The following is a 13,473-nucleotide window of genomic DNA, read 5'->3' as shown; positions in this document are numbered from 1 at the left end:
AGTACATAGATCGATCCCTAATAATAGCCGAGTATTATACTCAGGCTTTATAACATCCAGTTTGCCAATATGTGTATGAAATAAGGATTTAGCCTAGGCCGTTTTAGTCTTTGTACAGTTTTGTTTTTCCTCATAATATAAGTAATGAGTCATGTTTTGTTATATAGGAATTAGCGATGCATAACAGTGAGAAAGAAAAAATAGAGCTAGAACATCAGGCTGCTAAGCTTTTCATGCGTTGTTATGAGCGTAATACAGGGAAGCATATTCGTCATATTTGGCATAATGATCCGATTCGTCCTGATGTCTCTTGTATGTTGGAAGGTGAACGACTGGATTTAGAGATTGCGCATCTTTATGGCTCAGAAGAAGAGGCGATGGAGATTCTTGGAAGAGATCTTACCCCAATTACGCGTAATGTCTTGCGGTCACTGAAAGAAGAGCCTGCGGATGGGCGGTTACTGAGGTCGCTCAATAAGATTTTAGAGAATAAATCGGGTAAACAATACGATTCGAAACGAGTCTGGTTGGTGATCCGTAATACACATCCTGCATGGAGCCAAGCTGATATAAAAGCGCTTGAGCATCTGATTACTATTCCTGTGCCTCACGCTTTCGAAAAGGTATGGATTTTAGGAGATATAGAAGGCAAAAGCGGTATAGTTCGTCTTTATCCCTAAATTGAATGACGCTACTTGTTCTTTTGTTTCTCTTCTAGACGCTTTTTTGTTAATTCATTGATGCGTATTTGTTCTGCTTTGTATTTTTTTAGAATAACGAGCCCAACAATTAACGCGGCGCAGAAGAAGATGATAGCGAATGCGCCAAGCGCGACAGTGGCAAGGGAATGCATAATATTTGTGCTCAATAAAATATTTGTAATGATTATATAAAAAAATGACCACTTTTACAGGAAAGTAAAGTGGTCATTTTTTGTTCCGCTTAGGTGAGTGTTGGATTGCTCTAGCGTTGGTGAACGCATTTGCCAGCAGAGTAGGTGGCTTGGATCGCTCGGTCGTCGCCAATGGTCATGAAGACAAATAGACTTTCTTCGATGCCTTTGGATAGCGCTAAGCGCGATTCTAATAACGGCGTACCTTTTTTGTCTAGGATGACGAAATCCGCTTCGCTACCAACCGCTAAGTTGCCAATTTTATCTTCTAGCCTAAGTGCTCTAGCGCCACCTAAAGTAGATAAATACAGAGATTTAATTGGGCTAAGGTTCTCGTTTTGCAACTGAATGACTTTGTAGGCTTCGTTCATGGTTTGCAGCATAGAGAAGCTAGTGCCGCCGCCTACGTCAGTGCCAAGACCTACGTTGACCTTATGTTCTTCTGCTTTATTGAGTTTGAATAAACCGCTACCGATAAAAAGGTTAGACGTTGGGCAGAAAGAAATAGCCGAGCCTGTTTCGTGCAGTCTATGGTATTCACTGTCACATAGATGGATGCCATGAGCAAAAACGGAGCGTTCACTTAACAGTTTATGTTGGTCATAAACGCCCAAGTAGTTTGTGCTTTCTGGAAAAAGCTCTTTTACCCAAGCGCATTCGTCTTTGTTTTCTGACAAATGAGTGTGCAGGTAAACGTCTTCATATTCACTTAACAGTTTGCCTGCTAAATGAAGCTGCTCATCAGAGCTGGTTGGGGCAAATCGTGGGGTGATGGCATAGTGCAATCGGCCTTTATTGTGCCAAGTGTCGATCAGTTCTTTGCTTTCCTGATAACTGCTCTCTGGCGTATCGGTTAGGTAATCTGGCGCGTTACGATCCATCATTACCTTGCCACAAATCATGCGTAAGTTATGGACTTCGCTGGCTTCGAAAAACGCGTCGACAGACACTTTATGTACGGTACCGAATACGAGTGCGGTGGTTGTGCCGTTGCGTAAAAGTTCTTTCAGAAAGCGGTCTGCCACATTGCGAGCATGCGCTTTGTCGCCAAATTTACCTTCTTCAGGAAAGGTATAGGTATTTAACCAAGTTAATAGTTGTTCACCGTAAGAGCCGATCATATCGGTTTGTGGATAGTGAATATGGGTATCAATAAACCCTGGTGTGATGATGGCGTCTGGGTGGTGTTCAATTACGGTGTTTTTTGGGAGGGTAGAAAGTAAATCTTCCGCATTTCCTAAAGCATGTATTTTATCGTCTTGAATGACTAATAAGCCATCTTCAAAATATTCGTAAGCAGCGTCTATGCCGACATCTTTAGGGTCTGCGATACAGTGAACAATGGCGGAGCGCCACGCTTTCAAATGGCTCATATGTCTCTCTTAAGTGTTTTCTAGAGGATTTAAATTATAAAGTTTGACCGAATGGTTATACTTTAACAGGTCTTTTTTGTACTTTCATTAAACCTTAGATTTTGATTTAAGAAATAGCCCTATTATTAGTCTTACGAGTACGATCAAAATGACACCGAAAGTATCAGCATAGAAATCTAACCATTCGCCATATCTATTCACATAGGGCTGAATTAGTTCGATCATACCGCCCCAAAAAATGATAAATAAAGCCATATAGGCAAAGCGTTTGAGCGGGCCAAAAGCACATAGAAGTGCCCAGCCACCAAAGCCAATAATATGATGCGTTTTATCAGTACCTGGTACTGCTGGAAGGATGTCGGCAGGCGTTAATGTGGCTAGACATATGATGAGAGCGCCTAAAACGAAACCGGCAGCTTGCGCTGCCGGAGTGGTGAGCTTGTTGATCATCGTAAAATTCGTGCTCGAATATTTTTGCCTTTAATTTTTTTGTTTTCAAACTCTTTAACAACGGTTTTGGCCACTTCGTTGTCGACAGATACGTAAGCATGAAAATCAAAAATATCGATCTTACCGACTTGTGATTTGTCCAATCCTAGACCCGCAGTGAGTGCGCCAAGGATATCACCTGGGCGAAGCTTATTTTTGCGGCCAGCATCAAAAGAGATAGTGGTCTTTTGAGGGATCAGTCGGTAGTGAAGATCGATCTCTCCAAGTTCAATGAAATTCGCTGTGGTGTTGAAGCGAGTTTCAATGTCGCGTACTTTGTAATCGTCTTTTGAGGTGACAAGGTTGACCGCAATACCTGCTGCGCCAGCACGGCCTGTTCGACCAATGCGGTGAGTATGAACATCGGTATCACGAGTTGTGTCGTAATTCACTACTAGATCAATTTCTTTGACATCAATACCTCGAGCGGCTACATCTGTCGCCACTAATACGCAGCTACTTTGGTTGCTGAAGCGTACTAGCACTTGATCGCGCTGTCTTTGCTCAAGGTCGCCATGAATGGCTTGAGCGGCTACTTTGTGGTCGGCTAACCAATCTGCAACTACTTGCGATTCCGCTTTCGTATTACAAAAGACAATCGCCTGACGCGGTTCAAAATGTTGTAAGGCCGCCAACAAGGTTTCGCATTTGCCTTTATTTTCGCTACGAACAAAAAACTGTTCTATATTGGGTTTAAGGTCTTCTTGGACTTCAACCTTGATGCTGACTGGGTTGTTTTGAAATTCTTTGCTTATCGCTTCAATGCCATCGCCATAGGTGGCGGAAAAAAGGAGTGTTTGACGATTGCTTGGTGTTAGGTCAACGACTTCGCGGATGCTGTCGACGAACCCCATGTCTAACATGCGGTCAGCTTCATCGAGCACCAGAGTGTTCAATGCATTAAGTTTAAGCGTGCCTTTGCGAAGATGTTCCATCAAACGACCAGGTGTACCGACAACGATGTGGGCACCATGTTCTAAGGAGCCTATCTGTGGGCCAAATGGCATGCCACCACATAAACTCAGTACTTTAATATTGTCTTGATAACGGGCTACTTTACGAATTTCTTTCGAGACTTGATCGGCCAGCTCGCGAGTAGGGCACATGACAAGTGCCTGAACTCCAAAGAAACGTGGGTTAATTTTTAGCAAAAGAGCAATTGAAAAAGCTAGGGTTTTACCGCTACCAGTTTGTGCCTGCGCAAGAATGTCTTTGCCTTCAATCATCGGTGGTAAGCTTTGCTCTTGAATGGGCGTAAAGCTAGAGAACCCCATGTCAGAAAGTAGAGCGGTTAGCTTAGTCGGAAGAAGGTTGTTTAGAGCGTGTTGAAATGTGGTCACAAAATGCCTGTCTAGTTATGTAGATAATAGGCGCAGGATACCAGAAAACCACGGTAAATACTTTTCTTAACCATATATTCCGTGTCGGATATATGGTTTTTAGGTAAAGTAGCTTGTGAGTCAGGGAAAAGCGTTAATAAAGTGGTTTTTGGGTTGCAACGCATAATGGGAAAAGAATGATTTCTTCAAAGAAACAAATGAAGTTTAACAAAGCGCATTACCTGGTGTTTTGTTTTGTTTTTTTATGTGGCATAGGGGCCAGTCTTGCGCTTTTATTGGAAGAGCGGAAACATGTGAATATTGACCAAAAAGCCATGGGAGCTAAATTCACAGATAAGCTTGATGATTTACTAAGCCAATATAAACTGGAGCTTGGCTCTGTAGCGGCTTTGGTTCAGTCGAATAAAGGCGAAGTGTCTGCCAGTCATTTTTCACGTTTTGCTCAGAATCTAATGATGACTCCCGGGATCAGTCTGTACTTTGCTCAGTACCTTCCAAAACATAAAAAATATGACTATGAATTACAGCAACGAGTCCTATTGGGTAACCCTAATTTTACGGTTTTTCCAAGTGGTGATAGGGAAGAGTACATGCCATTGGCATTGGTTTATCCCGATAAAATACCTTATGGCTTTGATATTTTATCATCACAATATCGAGATCTAGAATCAGTTCGACAAGCTCGCAGTTCGTATGCTTTAGTAGCATCTAAACCCAGTGTTTCACCATTTTTAAATGTTAGCTCGAGTAATCGAGTGGATACTATTATTCTCAGTGTTCCTATCTATTTGCCCCTTGATTCGCGCTCTTATAAATTAACTGACAGTATTGGCTTTCACGGTATTGTTGCTGGGTATTTCAATATAAATAGCGTGCTTAATTTAGTCGCTCCCTCTGTTAGTCGTGACTTGTTGTATCGCATTGCAGATGTGTCATCAGAAGAAGCTATTTGGTTTGTTGATTCAGCAACAAATTCGGCATGGGAGAATGGACATTATGATACGCATTTTCTTTCTGTCGCTAACCGAAAGTGGCGGGTTGATACGCGGCATGCAGCGAGTGTGTGGAGCCGAATTCATTGGCTACCGGTGATTGCCGCTTTATTGATTTTTATTGCTATAGCTTGTTTGCTTACTTTTTATACTCGAAAGCTGTCTTCAAGCTATTACTCTGCGCTTGGTGCGGTTAATAAGCGAATTGAGGTGGATGAGCTGACAGGGCTTTCAAGTCGCTACCATATCCAGCACAAATTGAATGAAATGCTTGAGTGTTGTGAAAAAGACAATAAACAACTCGCTACGCTCATTTTAGACCTGGATCACTTCAAAACAATTAATGATGCATTTGGTCATGAGCTGGGAGATAAGCTCTTATCCAGTGTATCTAAACGCTTATTGTCTATTTTGCCTGATGATGCTGTTATCGGATATTTGGGAGGTGATGCATTTCTTGTCTTGTTGGTACAAGGCGACCACCAAGATATGCCACCTTTGGATATTGTTGCTAAACAACTTATTGAAAAAATCAGTCAAAGCTATTTTGTAGAGGGGTTAACGTTAAACATTGGCTGTTCCATTGGGGTGGCTCTATCCCCCGAATTTGGTACCGATGCTGTTACCTTAATCAAAAATGCCGACATGGCTGTGTATCAAGCCAAAACCTTAGGCCGTGCCACTTATCATTTTTATGATGGTGAAATGGGGCGTCGCTTTGCTCGTAATGTGCGTATAGAGACTAGGTTGAGAAAGGCGCTACAAACAGAAGGTTTAGAGCTGCATTTTCAGCCCAAAGTGGATCTTATTACCGAGCGATGCGTGGGTGTGGAGGCTTTGCTACGCTGGGAGGATGAAGAGCTGGGGACGGTTTCACCAGCGGAGTTTATTCCTATTGCTGAACAGACTGGCGTAATTTTACCTCTAGGGGATTGGGTTTTTGAGCAAACGTTTCGTCACATTGTCGAGTGGCAGGAGCAAGGGATTACGGTACCACCTATTGCGATCAACTGTTCTGCAGCGCAGCTAAAGCGAGTAGATTTTCTACCTAATCTATTATCTTTACTCGACAAGTATAAGGTTGACCCTGGCTTGTTAGAAATAGAAGTGACGGAATCTATATTGATCGAAGATGCGGAAAGTTGCGCAGAATTGTTACGTCAGATTAGTCGTCTTGGTATGAAGTTGGCGATTGACGACTTTGGTACCGGGTATTCCAGCTTAAGTTATCTAAAAGATCTGCCATTTCACTATGTGAAGATCGATCAAGTTTTCATTCGCGATATTATTGAAGATAAAAAGCACGCGGCATTGACCCATGCCATTATTAGTCTAGGCCATAATCTGAATCTTAAAGTGATTGCAGAGGGCATAACAAGCATTGATCAATTAATTATGTTGCAAGAATTTGGATGTGATATTGGGCAAGGTTATTTATTTAGTAAAGCGCTCGGAGCAAACTCCATGGGAAGTGATCCCATGATAGTCGCGCTTAATGAACAGGAAGGACTTGATCGAACTTAGTTGGAAAAGGCATAAAAAGCCCGCATTAAAGCGGGCCATTGTTAGCGATTTTACCCTTTAGGGCTTCCCAAAATTGGTTGAGATTTGGGTTCTGATTGAACTTAGATCGGTAAAGGCGTATTTCAAGTGGGATATGCCAATTCTCTTCTCCTGCCAAAGCCACCTTGCCATAGTTCAATGTGTCTAACATCAGACGTTTTGGAATCCAGCCAATGCCATAACCTTCTTTCACCATCGCCTTTATGCTGACGGAATGATAATTCTCCGACAATGTTTGTAATTGAGGGATATCTCTTTGCCTTTGTAAATGGTGGTGAATGACCGGCTGCAAGAATGAATTCTCGTAATAACCAATGTAAGGCAACGGTTTGCGTTTCGCACCAGGAAGCGTGAACTTGGGTTCCCCTGTCGAATCCGTGGCGCTGCACGGAATTAGGGTCTCTTCAGCAATAACAAGATGCTCGTATTGTTCATCATCCAGTGCGCGGATGAAGTTAATGGCTGGATGCCAGTAGCAGAGCATGATATCGCATTGCTGATCCATTAAAGAGTTAACAAAGTCGATACCTAGCCAAGAGCTAGATTTCATATTAATGTCGAGATCCATGTCGATGCTTTCACAAAACGGCTCGATAACTTCCTTATAAAAGCTGAGAAATAAAGTTTGTGTCGTCACAAAGCGTACTTGAGACTCTTCTTGCTTGCGAATTTCTTGGCAGCGCTCTTTGGTGTCTCTTAGTTGTCTGGTAATCAATTCTGCACTTTGCAGGAAGACTTCGCCCGCTGGTGTTAAAGACAAAGGCAATGTGTTGCGGTCTATTAAAGTGACGCGCATTTCTTCTTCGAGCAGCTTAATGCGTCGACTAAATGTCGGTTGGGTTACATTTTGTTCATCTGCTGCACGTGAAAAATGACGTGTTTTAGCAAGGGCAATAAAGTCCTCAAGCCATCTTATTTCCATGTGGCCTCCTGATAAGCGGAAGCCGTAAAGTAGGTGCTCTGTAAGAGAATCATAGTCGATCCTCCTCAATGGCGTGACAAGCGACGCTACTGCCGTCACTTTGTAACGTCATAGCTGGTGAAGCTTCATAGCAGCGTTGGTTAGCGTAAGGGCAACGTGCCTGAAATACACAGCCAATGGGTTTTTCTATTGGTGTTGGTACTTCGCCAATTAAACGAATAGGTTGTGCGGTATTGCTGTCCAGCCTTGGAATGGCGGATAACAAGGCTTGAGTGTAAGGGTGTTTTGGAGAGCTAAATAAAGTTCCTGTGGGAGCCAATTCACAGATTCGACCCAGGTACATCACCGCCACTCTGGTGGCAAAATGTTCAACAACGGCTAAGTCGTGAGTAATGAAGAGATAGCTAAGGTTGCGCTCTTCTTGCTTGTCCATCATCAAATTGAGTACTTGTGCTTGAACTGATACATCCAGTGCAGACAACGGCTCATCAGCGACAATAAAATCGGGCTCGACCGATAGTGCGCGAGCCAAGCTGATTCGCTGACGTTGACCGCCTGAAAATTCATGAGGATAGCGGTCAGAGCTCGAGGCTGAAATCCCGACAGACTCTAATAGCTCATCAATGTTCTCATCCACTTGAGACTGTGATAACTGTGGGTTGTGAAAAGAGATCGGCTCGCTGAGTGTTTGGTAAACCGTCATTCTAGGGTTTAATGAAGCATAGGGGTTCTGAAAAACCATCTGCATACGACGCCTAAAAAACATGCGCTGACGGTTGTTTAATTGATCGATACGTTGATCTAGGTAATGTATTTCACCCGCACTAGGTGTCGTCAGTCCCATGATCACCCGCGCAAGAGTGGATTTTCCACAGCCCGTTTCGCCCACAACACACAGGGTTTCACCTTGGTTAATTGTAAGGTTGACGCCATTAAGTGCATGAACACTGTCCTTATGTTTCTTTAGCTTGCCATGACGAAAACGCCATTGACTCAGCCAGCTTTCGTTTGCTGAAAACGCTTTTTCTAAGCCGCTAATTTGAATGAGAGGGGTAGCCATCAGCTTGCCTCCTGGTCTTTATCGGCGAATTCATTCAGCATATCTTCTACTAAAAAGCAGGCGACGCTAGATACGCCACTGAAAATAAAACGTGGCTGCTCTTGTCGACATTTTTGTGTGGCATAAGGACAGCGCGGATGGAATGCGCAACCTGATGGGCGCTCTGCTAGCGATGGCATGCTGCCTTGGATTTGATTTAAGCGCTGACCTGGCAAGGTCATCTGAGGTAACGCATTCAGTAATCCTTGCGTATAGGGATGCTGGGGGTCATTGATAATTTCTAGGGTTGGGCCTTCTTCCACAACGTGGCCAGCATACATTACCAAAGTGCGCTCAGCGACTTTAGATACCACGCCAAGGTCATGACTAATCAACACTAGTGCCACGCCATTGTCTCGACAAATAGTCAGTAAGAGCTGCAGTATTTCCGCTTGAATGGTGACGTCCAATGCCGTGGTTGGTTCATCGGCAATAATGATGTCTGGATTGAGTAGCAATACTGAAGCGATGATAACTCGCTGTCTCATGCCGCCAGATAATTCATGTGGGTATTGATCAAAGCGTTTTTCTGGGGATGCTATTTGCACATGGTGCAGTTTTTCAATGGCAATGCTGCGCGCGTCTTTGTAATTGATTTTTGTATGGCTACGAATGGTTTCAACCAGCTGGTCGCCAATGGTGAGTACGGGATTCAGTGTCATCATTGGGTCTTGGAAAATCATGGCGATGCGCTTGCCACGGACTTCCTGCAACTGACGTAAATTCATCTTGGTAATTTCTTTGTTTTCCAATTTAATGGAACCAGATTCTATATACCCAGGTTTACCAATTAAATTAACAATTGAGAAGCCTAAAACCGATTTTCCAGCCCCAGATTCACCAACGATAGCAATTCGCTCACCACGGTTTAAAGTGAAGCTGACGTCAATAAGAGCCGCGAGCTCCTGTTCTTTCATGTGAAAGTTTACGTGTAGGTGACTGACGCTTAATAAATTCATGTGAGACCTTTGCACGACTGCTGTGCTTGCCAATACTTTGTTAAAAATAGACTCAAAATGCTCATTTATGCTCTATAAACTCCACTTTCTCATCTATTTTTGCCTCGTCTTTGCTGCGCTCGTGACATCGTGTAAAAGGTCTCATATTAGTCTTTATATGTCCTTGGGTTTAGATGGTCGCGCAACCAATCACCCAGTAAATTCATGGCTAGAATTAAAATGATCAGTGTGATGCTTGGTATGACACAAATCCACCAAGAGCCGGCAAACATATAGGCAAAACCAGCTGAAATAAGTGAGCCGAGGGAAGGCTCCGTTGCAGGCATACCTAGACCTAAAAAAGAGAGCGCGGCTTCAGCGACAATGGCGTTTGCAATTTGGACGGTAAAGATCACCAGAATGGGAGAGAGCGTGTTGGGTAAAATATGGCGAAACATGATTCGCTTTGAACTAATGCCCATCACTCTAGCGGCATCAACATACTCTTTTTGCTTTTCTGCAAGTACTGACGCTCGAATGGTGCGTGCAAAGAGAGGCCATTCAGTTAAGCCTATAACCAGAATCAAAATGACCATAGCGAGTTGTTGGTATCGAGCCATACCAAATAGAGATTGGAAAATGGCTAAGAACACAATTGCAACCATCATGTTTGAGAAAGACAATTGAATATCCGCACAGCGCATTAGAAAGTTATCAATACGGCCACCTAAATACCCTGCCATCAGACCGATGCAAATACCCAGTGTGGCTTGTATTAAGACAGCGCAAATACCGATGGTGAGCGATAAACGTGTGCCATATAAAATAACTGATAGTAAGTCTCTGCCTTGCGCATCAGTGCCTAGTAAAAAGCGGTTGTCATCACTGATCCAGCTTGGAGCGATCTCTGCATTCATTAGATCCATAAACGCAGGGTCAACGATGTCGTAGGGAGCAACCAATGGTGCGAGTAGGGCAATTAGGCAGTAAAAAATGAAGACGATCAGCGCCAGCATCGCGAGTTTGTCGCCCACAAAGCCCGATACAATATGGCTCCAGCGGCTGCCTGAAGCTGGGTGAAAGAGGTCTTTTTTCGTGTACTTCATAGTCCGTGGCTCGCTAAGCGTACAGTGGGATTAACTAACCCATAGATTAAATCCACCACGGTGTTAGTAATAACAAAAATGCCACCGACAACGATTAAGTAAGCTGAAACGAGTGGAGTATCGACTCGGCTAACGGCGTCCATAAACAAAAAACCCATTCCGGGCCATTGAAAAATAGTTTCGGTTAGAATGGTGTAAGCCACTAATGTTCCGGCTTGAATTCCACCTACTGTTATGACGGGTAACATCGTATTTTTTAAGGCGTGTTTAAAATAAATTCGTCGAGCGGATAGGCCTTTTGACCAGGCGAAACGGATATATTCGGACTGCAAAACTTCCATCATTTCTGCGCGTATTAAGCGAACGAAAATCGGCATTAAAGCAATCGCAAGAGATAGACTGGGCAGTAACAAGTGCTTCAGACCATCTTTTGTGAATAGACCACTTTCCCATAAGCCAAATACTTCGACTGTGTTGCCGCGTCCAAAGCTGGGAGCCAAATTCAACTCAATGGAAAAAATATACACCATTAGAATAGCAATAATGAAGATAGGAACCGATAGGCCGATGGAGCTGATAATCATCAATAAACGAGAAAGCACATGTTTGGGCTTTATTGCTGCTAGAACACCACAAGGCGTAGCAACAATGACCACTAATACGATGGCGCAAAAGGCTAATTCTAATGTTGCTGGTAGCTTTTCAAGAATAACGTCGAGAGTGGGCTCTTTATAGTAGTAAGAAGTACCTAGATCACCATGGATGGCGCCTTTCGCAAAACGCCAATATTGAATAAAGAAGCCATCGTTCAAGCCAAGGTCATCACGTATCAGATTACGCTCTTCTTGGGATACAGTCATGCCAACCATTTGTTGCACTGGGTCGCCTAGTTTATCTTGTATAGCGAAGCTGATCAGACTAATGATGATCATAACAAAGCAAGCTTGCATCAAGCGGCGGAGTAAAAAAATCAGCATTAGATAAGGGTATTCCCATTGGTTATTGGCATGTTGCTGTTTTGATGAAATCCCTTAAGGAGTTGGGTGTATTGACTATTCTTCAATGAATAGATCTCCTATATGGGGATAGTTTTGATCATTGACTATATCTTGTATTTTGACGTTATCTTTCGCTGCCCAAATAAGGGATTGCCAATATAATGGCACAATTGCCGCATCATTATATATGGTTCGTTCTATTTGTTGCATCAGACGAATACGTCTTTCTGGGTTCATTTCTCGGTTTGCTTGACGGATATCGTCATCAATAGAAGGTTTACAATATTCACTGGCATTATAGGCGCCTAGACCAGTTTTGGCATCTGGACAGGCAATTATAAACTCAAATAGGTTGTTGGAATCCATGGTGTCTGATTGCCAGCCTAACATCATCATGTCGGCGCTGTGGTTATCGAATTCTTTAAAGTACTGCGCTTTAGGAAGCGTTTTTAAATCGACAGTGATATTGATTCTAGACAGCATAGCTGTAATCGCCTGAGCGACTTTTTCATCGTTCATGTAGCGATTATTGGGTGCCATCATACTGATACGGAAGCCGTTTTCGTACCCAGCTTCCTTCATAAGTTGTAACGCTTTACCTACGTCGTATTCTGGTTCTAAACCATTGATATGACCTAGAAATCTGTCAGCGCTCAATTGCCCTGCTGGGGTGGCATAGCCTTTGAGGATTTTTTCGACAATCAGAGGTTGGTTAATGGCTAAATTAATGGCCTTTCGGACTCTGATGTCTTGAAATTCCTTTCGGCGTTTTTGGTTCATGTGTAGTAATAAAATACGCGTGCTAGGTAAGGTAACCAGCTGAATGCCTTTGATTTTTTTTGTTCGTTCAATGTCAATGGGGGAAACGGGAAAAATGAAATCAACATCCCCAGACAAAAGCGCGGCTAATCTTGTTGAATCGGCTCGAATTGGAGTAAGTATGATTTTATCTATGTTACCGCCGGAGTCTTTATCCCAGTAGTTAGGGTTGCGTTTGAGCTCCATGCGACTGCCTAACTCTCGCTCCGTTAGAATAAACGGGCCGGTTCCAGAGACATTTCGAGAGGCGAATGTTTCACCATACTTAATGATTTGGTCTTGGTTTTGGTAGAAGATCTTATCCATTGGAAAAACATACGTCATTATGTTGAGTAGCAATGGATTGGTGTAGGTTGAGTGGACATCAACCGTGTATTCATCGACCATGGATGCGGATTCTATAGTGTCGAACATGGCGCGAAAATCAGGAGACTTTTTAAGTCGCTCTATGGTGTAAACCACGTCTTTGGCGGTAAATGGGTTGCCTGTTCTAAAGGTGACATGGTGGCGTAAATGGAAGCGCATTGTTTTATTGTCGATTCGCTCCCAATTAGTTGCTAAGCGAGGTTCGATTTGACCATTTTTTTCCCAGCGTAATAAAGGATCAAAAGCAAGGTGAGAAAACTGTAGTGTGCCTTCTGACAGTTGTTCGTGCGGATCTAGTGAAATCGGGTCCGCATCAAAGGCCATTTTTAGTGTTGTTGCTGTTGCCTTATTCCAGAAGAGTAGGGTTAAGCAGCAGACTATAATAACCTTCATTTTCATTATTTCAGGTCTCATTATGTAGTGGGGTGTGGTTGCTTGTATTAGATGGATAAAGAATTGATAAGATGCATAGAATTTGGCATTTACAAATCTTGACCATTAAGACGACTCAGCATTTTTACAAAAAAATGAGCAAAAAGACAGCAAGACTAACGAGTTTGAATACAATTTAAGTTG

General features: G+C 43.1%; 12 protein-coding genes. 2 read left to right on the top strand and 10 right to left on the bottom strand.

All coding sequences use genetic code 11. The features are described from left to right. The first annotated feature begins 176 nt into the window (after positions 1-176). On the top strand, positions 177-680 hold the full coding sequence (locus KDW99_RS12890) for a hypothetical protein (RefSeq protein ID WP_255825291.1): 504 nt from the start codon (positions 177-179) through the stop codon (positions 678-680). Between the two features lie 11 nt (positions 681-691). On the opposite strand, the gene KDW99_RS12885 is transcribed toward KDW99_RS12890, so the two are convergent. The 4 genes from KDW99_RS12885 to dbpA form a co-directional block, all read right to left on the bottom strand. Further along, positions 692-853, bottom strand: a complete 162-nt coding sequence (locus tag KDW99_RS12885) for a hypothetical protein (protein WP_255825289.1) — start codon at positions 851-853, stop codon at positions 692-694. A gap of 110 nt (positions 854-963) precedes the next feature. Beyond that, complete coding sequence (gene guaD / locus KDW99_RS12880; protein WP_255825288.1) at positions 964-2,265, bottom strand: guanine deaminase; 1,302 nt, start codon at positions 2,263-2,265, stop codon at positions 964-966. Between the two features lie 87 nt (positions 2,266-2,352). Then, positions 2,353-2,715, bottom strand: coding sequence for a hypothetical protein (locus KDW99_RS12875; RefSeq protein ID WP_255825287.1), 363 nt, complete (start codon positions 2,713-2,715; stop codon positions 2,353-2,355). Further along, complete coding sequence (gene dbpA, locus KDW99_RS12870) at positions 2,712-4,094, bottom strand: ATP-dependent RNA helicase DbpA (RefSeq protein ID WP_255825286.1); 1,383 nt, start codon at positions 4,092-4,094, stop codon at positions 2,712-2,714. The genes KDW99_RS12875 and dbpA overlap by 4 nt, the downstream gene beginning before the upstream one ends. Before the next feature lie 293 nt (positions 4,095-4,387). Between dbpA and KDW99_RS12865 the strand changes: the two genes are divergently transcribed. Continuing rightward, a complete protein-coding gene (locus tag KDW99_RS12865; protein ID WP_255825285.1) occupies positions 4,388-6,610 on the top strand; it encodes a bifunctional diguanylate cyclase/phosphodiesterase in 2,223 nt (740 codons plus the stop codon). 25 nt (positions 6,611-6,635) lie between these two features. Here the strand turns inward: KDW99_RS12865 and KDW99_RS12860 are convergent, their stop codons facing one another. The 6 genes from KDW99_RS12860 to KDW99_RS12835 all read right to left on the bottom strand — a co-directional run bounded on the left by KDW99_RS12860 (position 6,636) and on the right by KDW99_RS12835 (position 13,296). Then, positions 6,636-7,571 (bottom strand): LysR family transcriptional regulator, encoded by a 936-nt coding sequence (locus KDW99_RS12860; protein ID WP_255825283.1) that lies wholly within the window; start codon positions 7,569-7,571, stop codon positions 6,636-6,638. A gap of 49 nt (positions 7,572-7,620) precedes the next feature. Further along, on the bottom strand, positions 7,621-8,631 hold the full coding sequence (locus tag KDW99_RS12855; RefSeq protein ID WP_255825282.1) for an ABC transporter ATP-binding protein: 1,011 nt from the start codon (positions 8,629-8,631) through the stop codon (positions 7,621-7,623). Then, on the bottom strand, positions 8,631-9,629 hold the full coding sequence (locus KDW99_RS12850) for an ABC transporter ATP-binding protein (protein WP_255825281.1): 999 nt from the start codon (positions 9,627-9,629) through the stop codon (positions 8,631-8,633). The genes KDW99_RS12855 and KDW99_RS12850 overlap by 1 nt, the downstream gene beginning before the upstream one ends. Before the next feature lie 146 nt (positions 9,630-9,775). Beyond that, positions 9,776-10,714, bottom strand: coding sequence for an ABC transporter permease (locus KDW99_RS12845; protein ID WP_255825280.1), 939 nt, complete (start codon positions 10,712-10,714; stop codon positions 9,776-9,778). Next, positions 10,711-11,691, bottom strand: coding sequence for an ABC transporter permease (locus tag KDW99_RS12840; RefSeq protein ID WP_255825279.1), 981 nt, complete (start codon positions 11,689-11,691; stop codon positions 10,711-10,713). Before KDW99_RS12840 ends, KDW99_RS12845 begins: the two co-directional genes overlap by 4 nt. Before the next feature lie 75 nt (positions 11,692-11,766). Beyond that, positions 11,767-13,296 carry an ABC transporter substrate-binding protein gene (locus tag KDW99_RS12835; protein ID WP_255825278.1) on the bottom strand — a complete coding sequence of 510 codons (1,530 nt, stop codon included), beginning with the start codon at positions 13,294-13,296 and terminating at the stop codon, positions 11,767-11,769. Positions 13,297-13,473: the final 177 nt, after the last annotated feature.

This window comes from Marinomonas rhizomae (assembly GCF_024397855.1).
Classification (GTDB): domain Bacteria; phylum Pseudomonadota; class Gammaproteobacteria; order Pseudomonadales; family Marinomonadaceae; genus Marinomonas; species Marinomonas rhizomae_A.
This window is presented reverse-complemented; position numbering and strand designations above follow the sequence as displayed.

What these genes read in the sequence shown, in the direction of transcription:
- guaD (WP_255825288.1), bottom strand. Translation starts at nt 2,265, where the DNA reads ATGAGCCATTTGAAAGCGTGGCGCTCCGCCATTGTTCACTGTATCGCA.
- KDW99_RS12885 (WP_255825289.1), bottom strand. Translation starts at nt 853, where the DNA reads ATGCATTCCCTTGCCACTGTCGCGCTTGGCGCATTCGCTATCATCTTC.
- KDW99_RS12890 (WP_255825291.1), top strand. Translation starts at nt 177, where the DNA reads ATGCATAACAGTGAGAAAGAAAAAATAGAGCTAGAACATCAGGCTGCT.
- KDW99_RS12840 (WP_255825279.1), bottom strand. Translation starts at nt 11,691, where the DNA reads ATGCTGATTTTTTTACTCCGCCGCTTGATGCAAGCTTGCTTTGTTATG.
- KDW99_RS12835 (WP_255825278.1), bottom strand. Translation starts at nt 13,296, where the DNA reads ATGAAAATGAAGGTTATTATAGTCTGCTGCTTAACCCTACTCTTCTGG.
- KDW99_RS12860 (WP_255825283.1), bottom strand. Translation starts at nt 7,571, where the DNA reads ATGGAAATAAGATGGCTTGAGGACTTTATTGCCCTTGCTAAAACACGT.
- KDW99_RS12875 (WP_255825287.1), bottom strand. Translation starts at nt 2,715, where the DNA reads ATGATCAACAAGCTCACCACTCCGGCAGCGCAAGCTGCCGGTTTCGTT.
- KDW99_RS12850 (WP_255825281.1), bottom strand. Translation starts at nt 9,629, where the DNA reads ATGAATTTATTAAGCGTCAGTCACCTACACGTAAACTTTCACATGAAA.
- KDW99_RS12845 (WP_255825280.1), bottom strand. Translation starts at nt 10,714, where the DNA reads ATGAAGTACACGAAAAAAGACCTCTTTCACCCAGCTTCAGGCAGCCGC.
- KDW99_RS12855 (WP_255825282.1), bottom strand. Translation starts at nt 8,631, where the DNA reads ATGGCTACCCCTCTCATTCAAATTAGCGGCTTAGAAAAAGCGTTTTCA.